General features: G+C 66.1%; 15 protein-coding genes. 8 read left to right on the top strand and 7 right to left on the bottom strand.

The features are described from left to right. Genes LDL21_RS24705 through LDL21_RS24695 form a run of 3 tightly spaced genes read left to right on the top strand, consistent with a single transcriptional unit; the run spans position 1 to position 3,615 of the window. Positions 1-1,200 (top strand): DUF7373 family lipoprotein, encoded by a 1,200-nt coding sequence (locus LDL21_RS24705; RefSeq protein WP_225281956.1) that lies wholly within the window; start codon positions 1-3, stop codon positions 1,198-1,200. A 10-nt stretch (positions 1,201-1,210) separates the two neighbouring features. Next, positions 1,211-2,464 (top strand): DUF7373 family lipoprotein, encoded by a 1,254-nt coding sequence (locus LDL21_RS24700; RefSeq protein ID WP_225281955.1) that lies wholly within the window; start codon positions 1,211-1,213, stop codon positions 2,462-2,464. Next, complete coding sequence (locus LDL21_RS24695) at positions 2,461-3,615, top strand: DUF7373 family lipoprotein (RefSeq protein WP_225281954.1); 1,155 nt, start codon at positions 2,461-2,463, stop codon at positions 3,613-3,615. Before LDL21_RS24700 ends, LDL21_RS24695 begins: the two co-directional genes overlap by 4 nt. 73 nt (positions 3,616-3,688) lie before the next feature. Here the strand turns inward: LDL21_RS24695 and LDL21_RS24690 are convergent, their stop codons facing one another. The 4 genes from LDL21_RS24690 to eccCa form a co-directional block, all read right to left on the bottom strand. After that, entirely contained in the window at positions 3,689-3,976 is a 288-nt protein-coding gene (locus LDL21_RS24690; protein ID WP_133733972.1) for a hypothetical protein, read from the bottom strand. Between the two features lie 33 nt (positions 3,977-4,009). After that, positions 4,010-4,327, bottom strand: a complete 318-nt coding sequence (locus LDL21_RS24685; RefSeq protein ID WP_067490968.1) for a WXG100 family type VII secretion target — start codon at positions 4,325-4,327, stop codon at positions 4,010-4,012. 350 nt (positions 4,328-4,677) lie between these two features. Continuing rightward, a complete protein-coding gene (locus LDL21_RS24680; RefSeq protein ID WP_225281953.1) occupies positions 4,678-6,123 on the bottom strand; it encodes a type VII secretion-associated protein in 1,446 nt (481 codons plus the stop codon). Further along, complete coding sequence (gene eccCa, locus LDL21_RS24675; RefSeq protein WP_225281952.1) at positions 6,120-10,157, bottom strand: type VII secretion protein EccCa; 4,038 nt, start codon at positions 10,155-10,157, stop codon at positions 6,120-6,122. The genes LDL21_RS24680 and eccCa overlap by 4 nt, the downstream gene beginning before the upstream one ends. Positions 10,158-10,341: 184 nt before the next feature. On the opposite strand from eccCa, the gene eccD reads away from it, so the two are divergent. Next, positions 10,342-11,808 (top strand): type VII secretion integral membrane protein EccD, encoded by a 1,467-nt coding sequence (eccD, locus tag LDL21_RS24670; protein WP_181700682.1) that lies wholly within the window; start codon positions 10,342-10,344, stop codon positions 11,806-11,808. Between the two features lie 144 nt (positions 11,809-11,952). After that, positions 11,953-12,708: a potassium channel family protein gene (locus LDL21_RS24665; RefSeq protein WP_225281951.1), complete on the top strand. Its 756-nt coding sequence runs from the start codon at positions 11,953-11,955 to the stop codon at positions 12,706-12,708. Here LDL21_RS24665 and eccB read toward each other — a convergent pair. Then, entirely contained in the window at positions 12,705-14,183 is a 1,479-nt protein-coding gene (eccB, locus tag LDL21_RS24660; RefSeq protein ID WP_225281950.1) for a type VII secretion protein EccB, read from the bottom strand. The two genes, LDL21_RS24665 and eccB, sit on opposite strands and share 4 nt — an antisense overlap. A gap of 113 nt (positions 14,184-14,296) precedes the next feature. Here eccB and eccE point away from each other — a divergent pair, with 113 nt between their 5' ends. Then, positions 14,297-15,946, top strand: coding sequence for a type VII secretion protein EccE (eccE, locus tag LDL21_RS24655; RefSeq protein ID WP_181700690.1), 1,650 nt, complete (start codon positions 14,297-14,299; stop codon positions 15,944-15,946). Here eccE and LDL21_RS24650 read toward each other — a convergent pair. Next, on the bottom strand, positions 15,934-16,476 hold the full coding sequence (locus LDL21_RS24650) for an NADPH-dependent FMN reductase (RefSeq protein ID WP_181700692.1): 543 nt from the start codon (positions 16,474-16,476) through the stop codon (positions 15,934-15,936). The two genes, eccE and LDL21_RS24650, sit on opposite strands and share 13 nt — an antisense overlap. A gap of 107 nt (positions 16,477-16,583) precedes the next feature. Between LDL21_RS24650 and LDL21_RS24645 the strand changes: the two genes are divergently transcribed. Beyond that, entirely contained in the window at positions 16,584-17,567 is a 984-nt protein-coding gene (locus tag LDL21_RS24645) for a GAF domain-containing protein (protein ID WP_225281949.1), read from the top strand. A gap of 17 nt (positions 17,568-17,584) precedes the next feature. Here LDL21_RS24645 and LDL21_RS24640 read toward each other — a convergent pair whose 3' ends face one another. After that, complete coding sequence (locus LDL21_RS24640; RefSeq protein WP_225281948.1) at positions 17,585-18,397, bottom strand: S-methyl-5'-thioadenosine phosphorylase; 813 nt, start codon at positions 18,395-18,397, stop codon at positions 17,585-17,587. Positions 18,398-18,527: 130 nt separating this feature from the next. On the opposite strand from LDL21_RS24640, the gene LDL21_RS24635 reads away from it, so the two are divergent. Further along, on the top strand, positions 18,528-18,863 hold the full coding sequence (locus LDL21_RS24635) for a metal-sensitive transcriptional regulator (protein ID WP_067641208.1): 336 nt from the start codon (positions 18,528-18,530) through the stop codon (positions 18,861-18,863). Positions 18,864-18,909 lie beyond the last annotated feature (46 nt).

The following is an 18,909-nucleotide window of genomic DNA, read 5'->3' as shown; positions in this document are numbered from 1 at the left end:
ATGCGTCTCAACGTCCGCCTCTTCGCAGCCGTTGTCGCGGTCGGCACTGTCGTCACGGCATGCGGGAGCGACACCGTCGTTCAACCTGTACCCACAGTTGATTTGAACCAGCTCGACACCGGAAACTACCAGTCGACACCCCGCGACCCTGGCGTCGCGAGAGCAGACGACACCGGGGAGGCGCTCGAAGCGATCCGCCTCGGCGCGGCCGTGCCGCTCCCCTATGATGTCGACCCGAGCTACGGCTTCCAACGGTTGAACACGCCACAGGTCAGAACGACGTCGAAAATCCCCGGCTCGATGACCAAGATCGACGAAGAAGCCTTCTCCGAAGTCACAAAGGGACTCATCGTGGGTTGGAAAACCAGCGGCGAACGTCGCATCCAGCCCTTCCTCGGACGCCAGGCGTGGATCTACGTGTACCGCTTCGGAACCGCGGACGAGGCTGCGACCGCAGCCCGACAGATCTCCGAAAAGCAGCAAGAGAAGAACCCGGGAAGCAGCGTAGAAATCCCCGGATTCCCCGGTGCGCGCAGCAATTGGGCGGGATATGCCGTGGATTCATGGCTGTCGCAGGACGCGATGGTGTACGGCGTGCGACTGGAGGATCCGATGACGGAGCCACCGGATGCGATTGCAGCGATCGAGTTCATAAAGAAGGCCTATATCAAAATAGACGAAATGCTCGACAGCTATACGCCTACCCCTGAAGAAAAAATGGCCGAGCTGCCGATAGACACCGATGAAATGCTGAGCCGAACCTTGCCAAGCAGCCGCGACAATTGGGTCGGCCCGCTTCCCGAGGGTGCGGTCGAGCCGGCGCAGGCTTCGCTTATCAGGGACAAGCGACCCGGAACGACCAAGCCTGCTTTCATCGACGCCGGCGTCGACTTGGTTTCCAACGAAGGATCGGTAGCTCGCGTGTACCGTGCAAAGGATTCGGATGCCGCCCAGCGCCTCTTGATTGCCCTGACCGAACCACAGACCGACGTCCTCAAAGCTGTCGAAGGGCCACGTAGTCTTCCGGGCGCCAAATGCTTCGACCGAAGAGATCCAAAGGCGAGCGCAACCAGCCATCCGCCCGTATGCTACGTGACTTTTGACCGCTATCTCGCGCGCACCACCTCCTACAATATTCAAGACCTATACCAGCGGACCGCTGCCCAGTACAGGCTATTGGCAGTCGGCCGTGAAAGGTAGCTGATGCCACATGCGTTTCCAGAGCAACTACAGCTATCGGCGCGAGAGACGGATGATTGCGCTTCTCGGTGCCATCATGCTGTGTGCCGGATGTGGGTCGGTCGTCTCGGGGACACCACAGCCCGGAACTTCTGCCGTCGATGTCAGCGCATTGCGGACCGGTCCATTCCAGACTGAGCCCGCTGCATTCGAGCTCAAAGAAGGTCTGGACGAGCCGAGGCAAGTCCGGCTGGTAGAAGGCCGCCGCCTGATCAATTATCTCGTCAACCCCGTGGACATAGATCCAGAGCTGCGTATACCGGGAAAGCCGGCGGTCTTCGCCGACGAGTACGGCGTGCCGACGCTCCAGGGGCTACACGAATCTCATCGAGCCGTCCTCGCCGACAATTACAAGTTCATAGCAGGGGCTGCCGCGAACCAGCGAAACGGCAGCGTTCGAACTCCACGAGAAATGACGCTGGCCGTATTCCATTTCGATTCCGCGACGGAGAGCCGTCGTGCGGCACGAGAGCTCCATTTGATCAGTGCGGGCCTGGGTGCCGGGACGAACATTCAGGTCCGGGAAACCGCAGATGCTTTTGTCACGGAAACTGATGGCACCCGACGGGACACATGGTTTGCACACGGACCCTATGCCATCCTGGTCAGTGCACGCATTCCCACACCATCACTCGAGGAACTTTCGCGACTCTCGGATGGTGCCATAAATGCGCAGAAGCGATCCCTCGATGCGCACAAGCAGGTTCCACTGGACGAGGTTCTCGATGTTCCCGTCGACGGCGAGAACATCCTGCGACGCGCGATGGATCACGATGCCCGCGACAGTGTGCCCTACGAGGGCTACGGCACTGAGTACTCCGACACGTATGGCACCTACCGACCTGCGGGGATCCGGCACTTCGAACGGAATCCCGCGGAAGCAGCTGCCGTGTTCGAACGGGCGGGAGTGGACCTCATCGGTCGCCGGGCGAGTACCGTCTACCGAACTCGGGATACGGCTGCGGCATTCCTCCTCCAGACCTACCTTGCGTCGAAAGGCAAGGACGACACGGCATTGGACCCTCCGCTCGGAATCGCGGACGCGCAATGCGTACGATTCGATTCCACCGACGGCCGTGACCACAACTCCATGTGCGCAGTCGTATACGGCCGGTACGTCGCTGTTGTGACGGCGAAGTCGATCGGGTTCGCAAACTTCGATGGCGATCTACAGGAGCGCGCGGCAGCGCAATACATCATTCTACAGAAGTGTGGACTCGAATGAAGCGACATGCATTCGTATCGGCAGCACTCGCCGCCATCTGCATGATTTCAGGTTGCGGCGAGGACGCGGCACATTCGACAACAGTCGACACGGGCGTGCTCGACTCGGGAAACTATCCGACCTCGCCGCGCGATGTGGAAGCAGTACGATCCCCTTCAGCGGGCGCTATCCGCGAATCGGTGAGAATAGGCGAGCATTCTCCGATTCCATTCGAATACGACGACCGATTCGCATACGGGCCGGACTACCCACGATTCCAGATCATCACCCCTCAGGAACCGCCATATATCGATGAATTCGGCCTGGAACGGGCCGACTTCCATACCGAGTTTCCTGGCCTCGTCGCCGGCTGGCACAACTTCGCGACCCGTCGACCCCAAATGAACATGGGTCGGATTATCGACACATACACCCTACGGTTCGAAACGCCCGATCAGGCACGCGGCGTTGCGGAAAAGATGTCGCGATTGTCCGCAGGGGAAACACGGACGGTCCAAAACTATCCAGGCTCGTATACCAAAATGACGGTCGGTGAAACGTCGAAGTTGCGGACATGGCTGCCGCACGAGGATATGGTCCTCTACATCCGGGTGACTGATCATGTGAGTCGCCCGTTCGTCGAATCCGATAATCTGGCTATAGTCGAGAGATTCTTCGATACACAGATAGAAGGCCTCAGAGACTACAAACGTACACCGGTCGGCGAAGTAGCGACACAACCAATCGACATCGACGGTCTCCTCAGCCGAACCCTCCCCGCCGACAAGCCCCTGACCCGTCACACGATCTACCCCGCGCACGTTGCGCTCTCGCTGTCCCGAACACCCGCGCGGACAGCACTGGCGTACACCGATGCCGGAGTCGACCTGGTCGTAGTCGCCGACGCTTTCGTCTACCGCACTCGCGATCCAGAAGCGGCAGAACGACTCTCGTCCGCCTTCGACGACACAGCGATCTCTCCCAATCAAACCCCGAAGGCCGATCCCCCACCCGGTCTTCCGTCCGCCGTCTGCTTCACCGGTGATCCGGACATGAACATCTCGCCGAACTGCCGCTTCACCGTGGGACGGTACGTTGTCCGAGTTCCGGGCACGAACCTGCAGGATGCCCATCAGCGCGCTGCAGCGCAATATCGCCTACTGGCCGAGTAAGCACAAAAGCCGATGCCCTTCCGCAGAATTGCGGAAGGGCATCGCACCATCGATATCTGACCGAGTGCTCGACTCAGCCGGCGATCTGCGCGGCCAGCGCCTTGTCGAGCGCACGCAGATCGGTGTGGCATTCCTGAGCCATCTGGGTGGCCTGCTGCAAGATGCTGGTGAGCTCCGTGGAAATGGTGTCCCATTCGTTCTGGCGAGCCATTGCCGCCCCGGACATGTCACCCTCTTGGCTCTTGAAAAAGCCGTCGAAGTCCGCCTTGAAATCCTTGAGGTCGGCTTCGATGGCCCTGGCCTTGACCAGGATGTTCTCGGACGCCGTGTCTGCTCCCGGCAGAACCTTCTTGACGCTCATATCCATACTCCTAAGGTTTTGAATTGCCAGTCGTCAGGGCAGGTCCAGAGAACTACCGGCAGCGGACAGCTTCGAGGAGCCGTCTTCGTCGTTCGCGGCGAACTTCTTCGACGAGGAGTTCAACAGACCCGAGGCCTCCATCAGGAGCGCCTGCTGACGGGCTGCCTTCTCCTGGTAGCGATCCATCAGCCGCACAAAAGCGTTCGCGGCATCACCTTCCCAGAGGGAGGGAACCAGCGCGCGAACCTCGTCATCGATATTGTTGATCGCAGCCTGCAGGACGCCGTGTACCTGCTCGAAATTCTGTGACTGTTTATCGATTCCAAGGACGTCAACGTTTGTTGTGCTCACCTACGTCTCCTTACGTTCCCTCCAAGGCGCACTCTGCACCCTGCTACTTGGTTAGACGCCGCCCATGCCGGATCGGTTCCATCAGATGCAAAGATTCTTCGATCCGCGGCGACGAGCAGGACGGCCACGGGCTCGTGGCAACACGCATGCCGCGGTGCACCTTCTCCGGTGCGCGAACGATGGCCCCCACTGAGATGATGGTAACCCCCCTCCCCTGCTCATCCGCCATGGCATGAGCTTGCGCCTTGCACGATACCGAACCCCACTCGCTTGCGCCAGCCTCGGCCTTTATCCCGTATCCCAAGGTGTAGCGGCTTCCTCGTGGCTGTTCGTGCCGGTCGGCTGCCAACTCACGGCCGAATGTGGAGGGCACTGACCACCTGCTCGCAAGGCGCCGTCACACCTTCCCAACCGCCTGCCGTGTACTGGCAGCCGATGCTGACCTGGACACCGTGCTCCACGAGAACTTGCCAACGGACCGTGGATCCGTCGACGGGACGTTCTTCGTACGACAGGCCCGGCCGGCCGGCGAAGACCACGTCGCGCCTTACTTCCGAGACCGTCCCGGCGGGCTTCTTCTTGATCAACGCCTCGAGGTCGGCGGCGACCTCGTTATACCCGGCACCCGCGGTGAGGGGCTTCTGGATGACCGTGATGCGTTGACGGAGGCCAGAGTCGGGGCTCAGGTCGGCGCGGGTGGGGTCGGTGCCTGGAGCGCGGTGCCAACCGACCGGGACTTGCAGTTCGACGCGGCCGAGCTGTTCGGTGGCAGGCACGGGCGCCTTCGTCGTCGTTGCGGGACGGACCGGGGCCGATGAACTGACGACGGTTGTCGTGGTGGGGTCGACAGCGGCGGCGGCTGGTTGATCGGTTGAGCTGCCGAGAAGGAAGAAACCGCCGATCGATGCGGCCGCGATGACGGCGGCCAGTGCGGCAGCACCGAAGTACAAGGGACGACGGTCGACCGGGTTGGTGGCAGCGGCCCTGGCCCGCAGGGGTTGCATCCACTCGGCGGCGGGGTCGGGTGGGATACGAGGGGTGTAGGTGGGGCCGGTGGGAATGGGCCGGGCGAGATCGGCGCCCGTCAAGTGGCTCAGCGGAACCTTTGTACCGCATACACTTTCGACGGCGTCCGCCACCGCGTCGCGAACCGCCGGACCCGTGGCGCCGAAGACCTGAACCACATCGACGGGCCGGTCGGCAAGCAATCGAGTCAGCAGCTCGACAAGCTGTCGGCGACCTTCCTCAGAATCCAATTCCGCAGCGGCGAGGTTCGGTTCGGCTTCGACGGCCTCGACGTGGGTGCCGTTCACGTCGTAACCCACCGTGGATGCCGTCGTCGACAACAGCCCGAACTCGACGACGGCGGTGCGGCGACTACGACGGGCTGCCGGATCGACAGCGGAAGCGTGGACCGCGCAGGACTCGAAGACGACTTCGTGCGCGAACTGCCGTGCTGCGGAGGCGAACAGATCGAGGGTGCGTTGACCCCACGCGGTCGGGTGAACGACGACGAAACGATCGCATGCCGCCGGGATCCGCAAGGCGTCGACTATCGCGGCGAGCACTGCCGACAACCCCTGCACCGCGGAGGGCATACGCGGCGGCAAAGCGATCCGGTCGCAGGCGAGGTACTGCACCGCCGACACCACCTGGGTGGGTGGGGTCAGCGGTTCGCCGACGACCAGTTCGGAATTGTTGCTGCCCAACACGATCGACGGGACGACATCCCAGTGGGTGGTGGCACCACGCGCCCATACCTTGGCTTCGCTGACGACCAGCTCGACGACGGTCATTCCGGCTGCGGCATCCAGGCTGTCTGGATCAGCCCCTCGCCGTTACGGGTGACGAACATGCCCCGGCCCGGCGGCTTGGGGCTCGGCCGAGTGGTACCGACCAGGACGCCTTCGTCACGGCTGCAGCTCATGATGAGCGCGGTCGAACCCAGGTCCTTCATCCGTGCCAGCGTTGCCTCGTACATGGCGCGGCCCGCGCCACCGGAACGACGGGCGATGATGAGGTGGAAGCCGAGGTCGCGGGCGTGCGGCAGGTGCTCGACGAGCGCCGATACCGGGTTGCCCTGTGACGTGGCGACCAGGTCGTAGTCGTCGACGATCACATACAGCTCGGGCCCGCTCCACCAGGAACGCTCACGCAACTGCTGCGGTGTGACCTCGGGACCAGGGGTCCGTTTGGCGACATACGCGGCCAGATCGGCCATGTTCTGGGTGAATTGTGGTGCGGTGGAACCGTATCCGGCCTGGTAGCCCTCCGGGATAAGGCCCAGCATCGAGCGGCGGTAGTCACCGACGATGAATCGGGCCTCGTTCGGGGTGTTGGACGCGGCGATGCCGTCGATGATCGAACGCAGCAGCGTCGTCTTACCCGACTCGGAGTCGCCGATGATGATGAAGTGCGGGCTCTCCGCGAAATCGATGAACACCGGCGCGAGCTCGGCCTCGTTGATGCCGATCGGGATCCGCGTGCACTTGGTGCTGCGATCGACCCGCGACGGCCAATCGCCCGCCAGGTACAGCAGTTGTTCGCGCGGCAGCTGCTCGGGCAGCATCCGCACCTGCGGCGCACGCCGACCGGGAGTCATCCGGCCGATCGTCTCGACCGCGCCCGCGACCGCCTGACCCAGGTTCCCAGGATCGGAGGAACCGTCGATGCGCGGCAGCGCGGTCAGCATGTGCAGGCATTCGGCGGTCATTCCTCGGCCCGGACGGCCCTGAGGCACCAGGGAAGCGAACTTGCGCCCGAGGTCGGAGTCCATCGGGTCGCCGAGGCGAAGTTCGATGCGGGTACCGATCTGGTCCTTGAGCGCGGGACGGGCCTCGGCCCAGCGGTTCAGCGCGATCACCACGTGCACACCGTAGGAAAGGCCCTGCACGGCGATGTTCATGATGGTCTGTTCGAGGGCGTCGAAGTCCTGGCGGATCGAGCCGAAACCGTCGATCACCAGGAAGACATCGCCGAAGGGGTCTTCGTGCGCGCCCGCGGCGGCAGGGCTCGACGACGGGTCGACAGAACGCAATCGGCGGAACTCGACCATCGACTCGATACCGAGCTGACGGAAACGGGCCTCACGCGTGCGGACGATGGTGGTCATCTCCGAAACCGTGCGCCGCACCAGGTTCTCGTCGAGACGGCTGGCGACCGAGCCCACGTGCGGCAGCCCGGTAAGACCGGTCAGCGTGCCACCACCGAAATCGAGGCAGTAGAACTGCACCTGCTCCGCGGTGTGAGTCAACGCCATCGCCATGATCATCGAACGCAGCGCGGTCGACTTACCCGACTGCGGACCACCGACCACGGCCACGTTGCCGCGCGAACCCGACAGGTCGACGACGAACGGGTCGCGACGCTGGTCGTAGGGGCGGTCGACCAGGCCCATGGGTGCGCGCAGGGTGGCGACGGCGGAGTATTCCCCCGTGAGAATCGACCGCGGAATCAACTGATCCAACGTCGGCGCCTCGTCCAGCGGCGGCAACCAGATCTCGTGGGCGGGCCGCCCATGACCCTGGATGCGGGAGACGAGCATGTTCAGGTTCGATACCTGGTCGTTCTCGTCGCCCGTCGGCTCCGGCTCGTACTCGGCCTCGACCGGCAGCGGGATGCGGTCGGAGGTGCGGAAGTCGACGTGGGTGGCGCTGAAGGGGCGGGCGTTGACGTCGATCTCGCCGCCGACGATGCCCGCGCTGGTGACCTCGCGCTGGGAGCCGCCGCCGACGTAGGGGCCGGAGACGTAGGAGGCCTGGAAGCGCTGGATCTCGCCGGAGTCGGCTTTGAGGTAACCGCCACCGGGTGAGTTGGGCAGATTGTAGGCGTCGGGGACGCCGAGGACCTGGCGGGACTCGTTGGCGGAGAAGGTTTTCAGGCCGATGCGGTAGGACAGGTGGGACTCGAGGCCCTTGAGCTTGCCCTCTTCCAGGCGCTGGGAGGCGAGCAGCAGGTGCACGTGCAGCGAGCGGCCGAGGCGGCCGATCATCACGAACAGTTCGGCGAAATCGGGGTGCTGGGTGAGGAGTTCGGAGAACTCGTCGAGCACGACGAACAGGGCGGGCAGTGGGTCGAGGTCGGCGCCCGCGGCGCGGGCCTTCTCGTATTCGGAGACGTTGGCGAAGTTGCCCGCCTGACGCAGGACTTCCTGGCGGCGGTTCATCTCGCCGGCCAGGGCGTCCTTCATGCGGTCGACGAGGTCGGCCTCGTCTTCGAGGTTGGTGATGACGGCGGCGACGTGCGGGACACCGTCGAGGCCGAGGAAGGTTGCGCCACCCTTGAAGTCGACCAGGACGAGATTGAGCTGGTCGGGTGAGTGGGTGGCGAGCAGGCTGAGCACGAGGGTGCGCAGGAACTCGGACTTGCCGGAACCGGTGGCGCCGATGCAGAGGCCGTGCGGGCCCATGCCGTTCTCGGCGGCTTCCTTGATGTCGAGTTCCACGGGGGCACCGTCGGCGCCGAGACCGAAGGGCACGCGCAGTCGTTCGCGGCCGTAGCGGGGACGCCAAGCGCTGGCGGGGTTGAAGTTGCCGATGTCGCCGAGGTTCATCAGCTGCGCCCAGCTGGTGATGGCCTCGGACTCGTCGGTCTCCACATCGCTGCTGCGCTGGGTGGCGGCGCGGTAGGGGGCGAGGCGGCGGGCGGCCTGCTGGGCCTGCTCGGCGCTGACGCGGTCGATGGTGGCGAAGCGTTCCTGGTTGCCGGTGGCACCGCGGCCGAGGCATTCGCCGTTCTCGACGACCATCTTGATGCCGCGCGAAACGGCAAGGCGCGGTGCGTAATTGCACAGGTCGATGATGGTGACGCCCTCGAAACCGGACTCGCGCAGCTGGTCGTCCTCGGCTTCGAGCAGACCGCCGTCGACCACGATGACCACGTGCACCATGTTCGGGTTGTTCGGCTGGTTACGCGAGTAACGCACCCGGTTGCCGAGCAGCGGGTGCAGGCCCGACATCGCCTCGCGGATGGAGCCGTAGAACATGCGCTGGGTGCCGACACCGTCGGTCACCTCGGGGTGCTGGGTGTGCGGCAGCCACTTGGTCCATTCCCATTCACGGGCGGTGTCGGGCCCACACACCACCGCGACCAACACCTGGTCGGGAGCCTGGAACATGCACAGCTGCAACAACATCGCGCGCGTCATGTCGCGGGCCTGGGCGCGGTCGCCGTCGAGGGCGATGGTGCCGAAGCCCTTCACCGCGATCGCCGTCGGCAGATCGGGGACGGTGGAATGGGCGCGGACGAAACGACGGAGGGAGACCGCCGCGATCGGCTCGAGCTCTTCGACCGGACCGGTCTCGGGGGCCACGAGGCGGGTCGCGAGGCGCTGACCGCCCAGGCCGATGCGGGCGTGGCAGAAGTCCTTGTCGCCGGAGCGTCGCTCCCACATGCGGCTGGTGCCGGCGAGCATCCAGATCAGGCCGGGCTCGGGGTGACTCCACTCGACGGCGGCGCGCTGCTGCTTGGCGGTCTCGTCGACGTCCTTGCGGACCTGATCGAGATAGCGCAAGTAGTCTTTACGATCCTCGTTGGCCTCGGCGGCCTTGGCGCCCTTGCCGTTTCCCTGGCCGAACATGGTGACCATCGACATGATCATCATCAGCGGGAACATCATCGACATCGGGTTGGACAGCATGCCGCTGCCCTGAGTGAACATCAGCGCCATCATGCCGACCATGCCGACCACCATGACCACGGGCATCAGCTTCATCAGCAGATTTCCGGGGGTGATGCGTGGGATCTCGGGCGGCGGCTGGAGGGTGACTTCGCCACCGGGCGTGCGCGGCATCTCGCGCCGGGCACGGCGCTGGAACCGGACTGTGCTCATGGTCGAAGACTCCCCCTGCTTGACTACTCGCTGTCTGTCCTCGCGACGGGCTCAGTGTAGAGGTCGCGGCCGACATGTCGTATGGTTCGTCAGGCATTCTGCTGTCCGAACGGTGGGTTCCGCAAACTGTCGGCCGCTGACCGGTCGAGCGGAAACGCGAGGTAGAGACGGAGTTGGGGGAGTTTTGACGCACGCGCGACTCGATCATGTGGAAGAGGATTCCGCGCGCGGAATCGTTCGCGCACCCGACCTTGCCCGGGTGACGATTCTGGCCAAGCACACACAGGTCGACATGGCGATTCCGGTGGACGTTCCGGTCGCGCTCGTCATCCCGAGTGTGGTCGACATGGTCGCCGCGCACAGCCGCTCCAACGACTTCGACAACGACGGCGAACGCTACGAACCCGCCGAATGGGTCCTGGCCCGCATCGGCCACCCGCCCTTCTCGAACTCGCTGAGCCTCGGTGAACACGGCGTGCGCGACGGTGAGCTGCTGATGCTCGAGAGCGCCTCGCACACCGCGCCGACGCCGCTGTTCGACGACATCATGTACAACGTCGCGATCGCCGACGCCGAGCACTACCGCAGCTGGACCCCCAAGACCGCGCGCATCACCGGTTCGGTGCTCGCCGCGCTCACGATGCTGGTCGGCTGCTTCGGCCTGCTCGCCGCCCCCGACGGTGTGCCGTTCTGGGTGAGCGGGTCGCTCGCCCTGTTCGTCGCGGTGCTGTGCGTGATCGCCGGGACGGTGCTCAGCCGCATGTACGGCGACACCTCCGCCGCGTTGGTCCTCGGCGGGTGTGCCCTGCCGACCGCGTTCACCGGCGGCATGATGCTGGTGCCCGACCACTACGGCTGGGCGAACCTGTTGCTCGGCGCCGCGCTGTTCGGTGCGACTGCGGTGCTCGCGTGGCGGGTGACCGGGGTGGGGCTCGCGCTGTTCATCGGTGCCGCCGCGATTTCGGTGTTCGTCGTTCCCGCCGCGCTGGTCGGTCTGCTCACCGATCAGCCGGTGAAGGCCATCGGCGCCGTCGTCGCGGCGCTGGCGCTCGCGGGTCTTTCACTCTCGCCGCGTGTTTCGATGCTGCTGGCCAAGCTGCCGCTGCCGCCGGTCCCCTCCCCCGGCACCCCGATCGACCCCACCGAGGACGACCCGGACGACCACCGCGCGCTGCCGACCCTCGACAACCTGCGCGCCCGTTCGGAGCGCGCCCGCAACTACCTCGCCGGCCTCGTCAGCGCGACCACGCTGGTCACCGTCGTCGGCGCGCTGCTCGCGACCAACCCGTCCGCCGACGACCCGTACTGGCCAGGCATCGCGCTTGCGCTGGTGTGCGCGGTGGTGCTGATGTTCCGCAGCCGCACGTACGCGGGCGCCGAGCAGGCCGTTGTGCTGATCGCGGGTGGTGCGGCGATCGTGCTGCTGATGCTGATCGGTGTCGCGGTCGGGATGGAACAGCCGCTCGTCGTGTTCGGGGCCGCGCTGGTGATCCTGGTCGCCGCGCTGGTCATCGGCCTGATCGTGCCCAACCAGTCCGCCACCCCGCCGATGCGCCGGGCCGCCGAACTCATCGAGTACGGCTTCGTCGCCGCGGTGCTTCCGCTGGTGTTCTGGGTCGCCGATCTCTACTCGCTGGTGCGCGGTCTGTAGCTTTCGCACGGACGGGGCTGCCTCCCAACGGGATTCGACCGGTGGGCAGGCGGCCCCTTTATCGTGGGTCCGGCACTGTCCTCGCCGGTGCGCCGGGCGCGCTACTGTCCTGCTCAGACGTGTAGTCCAGCGAAGCAGGTAGCGATGACAACGACGACCGAGCGCCCGCTCACCCGGCGGCAACGCTGGGAGCAGCGCACCAACCTGCCGTTGATGATGCTCGCGATCGCGTTCCTGCTCATCTACGCCTGGCGGGTGCTCGACACCCAGGCCTCCCCCACCCTCGATATCACGCTCATCTGGGCCGATCTCGCGATATGGGCGGCATTCGCGATCGACTTCGCGGTGCGGCTGTACCTGTCGACCGATCGTGGCCGGTTCGTCCGCAAACACCCGCTCGACCTGCTCGTAGTCCTGGTCCCACCGTTCCGGCCGCTGCGACTGCTGCGCGTGGCACTACTGCTGCTCGACAGCCTCAATCGCGCGACCAAACCGCGCACCCGGCTGATGACCTTCGTCGCGACGAGCTCGCTGCTCATCCTGCTGCTGTGCAGCCTGGCGTTCTTCGACGCCGAGTACGGCGCACCGGACAGCAAGATCAAGTCCTTCGCCGACGCACTGTGGTGGTCGGCGGTCTCGGTGACCACCGTCGGCTACGGCGACGTCTACCCGGTGACGCCCGAGGGCCGCCTGGTGTCGCTGGTCCTGATGACGCTCGGTATCGGCCTGATCTCCTTCGCCATCGGCACCATGACCAGCTGGGTGGTCGAGCAGCTCAAAACCGTCGACGAGGCCGCCGACCGCACCGAACGCACCCTCGCCGAACTGGTCGAGGAGGTGCGTTCGCTGCGCGCCGAGGTGGCCGAGCTGACCACCGACCGACAAACCCCTGGCGGCTAATTCACCGACGCGACAGGCTGTTTCGCGGGTGAGGGATCGGGCGACACACCGTCGTGCGCGACCATCGCGTCCTCGCGGCCGAGGCTCGGGCCGCCGGCGAGCAGCCCGATGATCGCCCAGGGCGCCGGTTCGGCGGTGACGTTCTCGAGGCCGAGCGCCTTCACCGCTTCGGCGTTCTTGATGCCGAAGCGCACGCCGGTGTCGGCGATGTAGAACAGGCTGTCCTTGCGGCGGCTGTCGGACTCGATGCCGGTGGACTGCACGTAGGCGCCGACGCCCGGCGGGATGTAGACGGAGTCGGCGTTCGGGCCGACACCGTCGGCCTGAGCCAGGTCGACGAGTTTGGCCTTGTTCGGGATCGGCATGTCGATTCCCGTGATCAGGGAAAGTTCGGCGCGAGCGGTGCTGTCGTCGTTGTCGGTGGCACCGGCGATCGGCTTCCAGGAGATGCAGCTGACCGGCTGGTCCTTGGCGGTGATCAGGGTCGGCCGCTCGGCGGGGTAGTCCTGAACCCGCAGGGTCTGCACGTGCGGGGCGAAGGTCTTGTCCGTCGCCTGAATCGTGGTGCCCGGCATGTCCGTCGGGTAGAAGTTGCGGATGATCTGGGCGGTCAACGCCGAGACCGCCTGCAGTCCCTCGTGGAGCACGACATAGTTCTGGTTGGGCTCATTGAAGACCTGGACGACGTCACCGATCCGGTGGCCGCCGACTTTGTAAGGCGGGGTGCCGCCCGGGTTGTCGATGACCGGGGTGATGATCGGCAGCATCTCGGGAATCGCGTTGAGCAGTCCCTCGCTGATCGGGCGCGGCGTTTCACCGCTGATGCCGAGCGCCTGGGTGACCGGTGGGTCGTCCATCTTCACGCGGGCCCGCTTGCCGTCGTAGATCAGGTAGGTGGCGTCCTTGCCCTTGACGAGCATCGCCTTACCGGTGTCGACCTTGGACGCCTTGTCGCCGAGTTCGGGTGTGCCGGCGAGGACGGAGGTGGTGAGGTCGGTGCTGCCGTCGGCCTTGAGCCGGTCGCACACCGACCAGGGCCTGCCCTTGCCGTCCTTGTCGTACTGGATCGACGAGGGGGCGCCGGGGATACCGACGAGCTGACCGCGCGGCTTCTTGCCGAGTTCGGACTCCTTGACGATCACCGCTTTGGCCGCCTCACCCGCGGCCAGGCGGGCGGAGGCCAGATTGAGCGCGGGGTGGACGACATTGTCGATCACCACGTAGACGCCGCCGGATTCCTTACCGATCAGGATCTTGTTGTCGCCGATCTTGTCCTGCGGTTTGAGCAGGGCGAGCACGCCGCAACCGGCCAGGACGACGATGCCGAGAACCAATCCGACCACGTAGGCACGGGTTTGGGCGCGCATCGGATCGTGCAGCATGCGCACGTCGCGCCGTACAAGGGCGTGCTCCATCCGCCGCACCAGGAAGCGGTAACCGCTGACCTGCCAGCGCGTAGTGGGTTTTGAAGGCATGGTTCCTCCCCCGAACAGTGCTCTTGTCCGGGCAACACAGTACAGTTCCCGGCAGCACTTGTTCGCATTCGGCCATCGGTCGATCGGTAATCGGGTACTTGGGGGAGGAACGAATGGCCGACTTCACCGGTGCGGGTCCGCGTCCGCTGTTCGGTCGGATTTCGCTGCCGCATCTGCTCATCGCGCAGGTCCTCGGTCTGATCGCGGGGCTTGTCGCGCTGGTGGTCGGCCTCGGCGCGTTGCCGTCGCTCGGGGTGGCGGTTGCGGTGATGCTCGTTCCGCTGATCCCGATCGGCAAGCGCACGATCCTCGACTGGCTCTCCACCATCCGCGGTTATGCGAGCAAGCGGGATTACACCCTCGGCGACACCGTGGATTTCCGTGGCGCCGACGGCCGTTCGCTCGGACTGTACTGGGACGGCAGCCGGGTGGTCACCGTGGTCGAGGTCCTGCCGCCCAAGGGCGGACTCACCCGGATCGCGCGCACCGCTGTGCACGCCTCGCACCTGCTGCCGCTGCCCGAACTCGCCGCCTGCCTCACCCAGCACGACATCCTGCTCAGCGGCATCGACATCATCAGCCACGGCCACCGCAGCCGCTCCGGCACACCCGCGGGCGCCATCTACGAGTCGCTGCTCGGCCCGCTGCCCGCCACTGCGCATCGCACGGTGTGGCTGGCGATCAGCTTCGACGCGGTGCAGTGTCCCGAGGCCGCGGCACGACGCGGCGGCGGCACCGAAGGCGCCTCCCGCGCGGTCACCATCGCCACCCAGCGCATCATGCGCACGCTGGAAGACGCCGACTGCAACGCCCGCATCCTCACCGCTCCCGAAATCCGGAAAGCCGTGCAGCAGATCACCGTCGGGCTCGATCCGCGCACCCTCACCCAGCGCTGGAAGTACGCCGAGATCGGCAACGCGGTCAATATCGGCAGCGCCGTCGACCCCGCGCAGCTCGGTTCGGACCTGCTCGCCCAGCTGTGGGTGGCGCCGTCGCGCGGCACGACCGTCGCCGTGCGGCTGCGCCCGGGTAGCGATGCCGAATCGGTGAGCGTGGGCGCGGCCTGGCGCCTGACCGCGCGTGAGCTGCCCGAGAAGGCCAAGACCAAGGGCATGATCTCGATGAACGGGCGCCACCGCGACGCGCTGCTCGCGCACCTGCCGATCGCGGTGCCCGGCGTCGACGACACGGTGCCGACCACCGAGTACCCGATCGATGTGATCGGCGCGCTGCACCTGCCCTCAGCCGGGTGCGGGCAGCTGCTCGGTTCCGACGAGGAGGGCAACGGTGTGGCGACGCGCATCATCGGCGCCGGTATCTCCACCGTCTACGTCGCCGGTGAGCTGTACCTGGCCCAGCAGCTGGTATTCCGTGCGCTCGCCGTCGGTGAGCGGGTGCTGATCCGCACCGATCGGGCCCAGGCCTGGGAGCAGCTGGTGACCACCGTCGGCAACCCCGAGCGGTTGACGATCGCGGTCGAAACACACCAGTCCGACGCGGGATTCACCGCGACCATCGTCGACGGTGTGCTCGCGCCCGCCCCGCACGCCGGTGTCACCACGATCTACCTCACCGCCGACCCCAACGGCTGGCCCGCTTCCCGCCCCGACCTGGAGATCTACCAGCCGGGTGCGGTCGGTAACCGGGTGGTGCTGCGTACGGGCACGACAAGGGTGAACCTCACGCTGGTCTCCATTCCGCGCGAGTCGACCTACATCGGTCAGCCGCGCGGTCAGCGGGCGATGGCGTCTCAGCCGGGATAGGTCGGCCGCGCTTCCCGCAGCACCGTTCCCCACCAGGCCAATTGGCGAAGCATGCGCTCGCGGGCATCGACCGCCGCGCCGTCGGTCGGGTCGAAGTGACGTTTGGCCTGGGCGAAGCTCACCGATTCGCGCACCGAGACCATGTGCAGTTCGGCGACCACCTGCCGCAACTGCTCGACCGCGCGCAATCCGCCCGACAGCCCGCCGTAGGACACGAAACCGATCGGCTTGGCCCGCCATTCGTGTTTGGCGCTGTCGAGCGCGGCCTTGAGCGAGGCCGGATAGCCGTGGTTGTACTCGGAGGTGACGACCACGAAGGCATCGGCGGCGCCGAGCCGTTCCCGGAATGCCGCGACCTGCGGGGTTTCGGTGAGCTCGGTCGGCATCGGGTGATCGATCAGATCCAGCACCCCCAGCTCGAATTCGGGCCGGTCGGCCAGCGCCCCGAGGAACCAGTCGGCCACCACGGGCGCGAACCGGCCCGGCCGGGTGCTGGCGACGATGACCTCCAACCGCAGTGGTTCATCCATACCCTGAGCCTATCGATGCTGCCCCGGCGCCGATGCGGGCGGGCGGATCAGGCACGATGGTCACCGTTCGTTCATGTTCCGGCGACGTGTGACGAAGGGGGACGCTCATGATTCTCGACCGCTGGCAGTTGGTGGAAACCCTGGGGGAAGCGCATACCTGGTCGATGCTCACTTCGGGCACGACGCCGCGCGAGTGGACGTCCTACGAGCGGGCGATCTCGGCGCAGTTGCGGCCCTTGGTTGTGGCCGCCTACGACACGGGCGAACCGGTCGACAAGGTGCTGCCGAAATCGCGGAAACCGTGGTCGGAGCACCGGTTTCGCGCGGTCCCCGTGGTATGGCCGGGCTCGGCGCCGCATGCGGTGAAAGTGTGGGTGGGCAGACAGGCGCCCACCGAGGAACTGGGTGTCTCGCCGTTCCGCATCGATGCGCGCACCCGGCGGGTGAGCAGCAGGCCCGGCGGCCTCGGCGCCCATTTCGGTGCCGAACCCAGGGAATACCGTGGCGCCGAGCCGTACCAGCTGGTGGAGCGCTTCGACGCCGCGCTCGATCTCGTTGCCGCGCTGAATCGCTCGGAGCCGGGCAGTCGCTGGTCGGGAATCGCCACGATACGTTCCGGGATCGGGCCTCGGTCGATGCTGATCGCCACCCGCAACGAGACCGAAGACCGGTTCCAGTGGCGTGGTGTATCGATCGATGTCACCGACAGTATTGCGCCACAACCGAAGTCACTCGAGGCGACCACCCTCGAATTGCTGCGCGACACCCAGCCCGGGCTGTATCTGGCCGTCATCGACACCGTACAGGCGCGTCCGGTGCGGTGGGTGACCGAGCCGCTGCCCGGAGTGCGCTGGCACCTGGTCGACGACCGCGACATCCCGCACCCCGAGGACCGGGTAAGGATCCTCGAGGTGCGCGAGCAGATCCTGGCGGGGGCGACGAACGCGACACTGCCGGGGTTGCGGCTGGCCACCGAGTCGGGTGAGTGGCTGGTGGCCGACGTCGAGGTGTCACCCCTGCCCGGCGCGCCGGGTGACGGCACGCCGTTGTTCGTCCTGGCTCAGGTGCGGCTCACCCCCGGGCAGTTCTAAGGCTGAGCCGGTTGTTCTCAGGGCAGTTCGAAGGGCAGTGACACCCCGGCGTGCACCTGGCAGCGCTCGCAGGTGTCGGTGCCGTCGACGGCCGCCACGGCGCTGCGCATGAGATCCTTGAACGGGCCGAGGTTCTTCTTGAACTCCGCGAACACGTCGACCGCGTGCACGCCCTGCCCCTCCTCCAGGCCCGCGTCCAGATCGGTGACCAGAGCGACTGCGGCGTAGCACATTTCGAGTTCCCGAGCCAGGACGGCCTCGGGGTGGCCGGTCATATTCACCAGGTCCCAGCCCTGCCCGGCGAACCAGCGGCTCTCGGCCCTTGTCGAGAAGCGCGGGCCCTGCACCACCACCATCGTGCCCGAGGGTTCGACGCGCAACTGGCCTGCACCGGCCGCCTTCACCGCCGCGCCGCGCAGGTCGTCGCAGTAGGGGTCGGCGAAGGAGACGTGGATACCGCCGCCGTCGAAGTAGGTCTGCGGACGGCCCGAGGTCCGGTCGACGAGCTGATCCGGTACCGCGACGGTCCCCGGCCCCCAGTCGGCGCGCAGGCTGCCGACCGCGCACGGCGCGAACACCCGGCGCACGCCGAGCGAGCGCAGCGCCCACATGTTGGCCTGGTAGGGCAGGGTGTGCGGGGCGTATTCGTGCTGCTTGCCGTGGCGCGGGAGGAAGGCGACGTGGCGGCCTTCCACCTCGCCGATCGCGACCGGGGCGCTCGGCGTGCCGTACGGTGTGTCGACGTCGACGTGCACCGCGTCGTTGTCGAAGAAGTCATAGAAACCGCTGCCGCCGATGACGGCGAGGGCGGGCCGGGGATGCGAACTCATACCGCTGATTCTCCCGTCCGGCCTGGTAGCGAGGAGCACCGGGACCATATCTGACAAGTCCGGCGCGAAACTGTACCCTAGGGGGGTATCAGCTCGCACCCCGGCGGGCACGACGCAAGAGGAGACCACGGTGACCACACCCACCCCCGACACCGCGCCCGCCGACGAGCACGCCGGCCACCACGGCCACGGCTACATCACCGCCAAGGACGACTACCTCAAGCGCCTGCGCCGCATCGAGGGCCAGGCCCGCGGCCTGCAGCGCATGGTCGAGGAGGAGAAGTACTGCATCGACATCCTCACCCAGGTCTCGGCCATGACCAAGGCCCTGCAGGCCGTCGCGATGGGGCTGCTCGAAGACCACATCAGCCACTGCGTCGTCGACGCCGCCGTCGCGGGCGGACCCGAAGCCGAGGCGAAGATCAAGGAAGCCACCGACGCCATCGCGCGACTCGTCCGATCCTGAAAGACCGCGTCTGCCTGCACCGACCGTTGTGAAGTGACGATTCACA

Origin of the sequence: Nocardia rosealba (assembly GCF_020216065.1) — a bacterium.
In the GTDB taxonomy this organism is placed as follows: Bacteria; Actinomycetota; Actinomycetes; order Mycobacteriales; family Mycobacteriaceae; genus Nocardia; species Nocardia rosealba.
The sequence above is the reverse complement of the archived record's forward strand: the minus strand, read 5'-3'. Positions and strand labels throughout refer to the sequence as shown.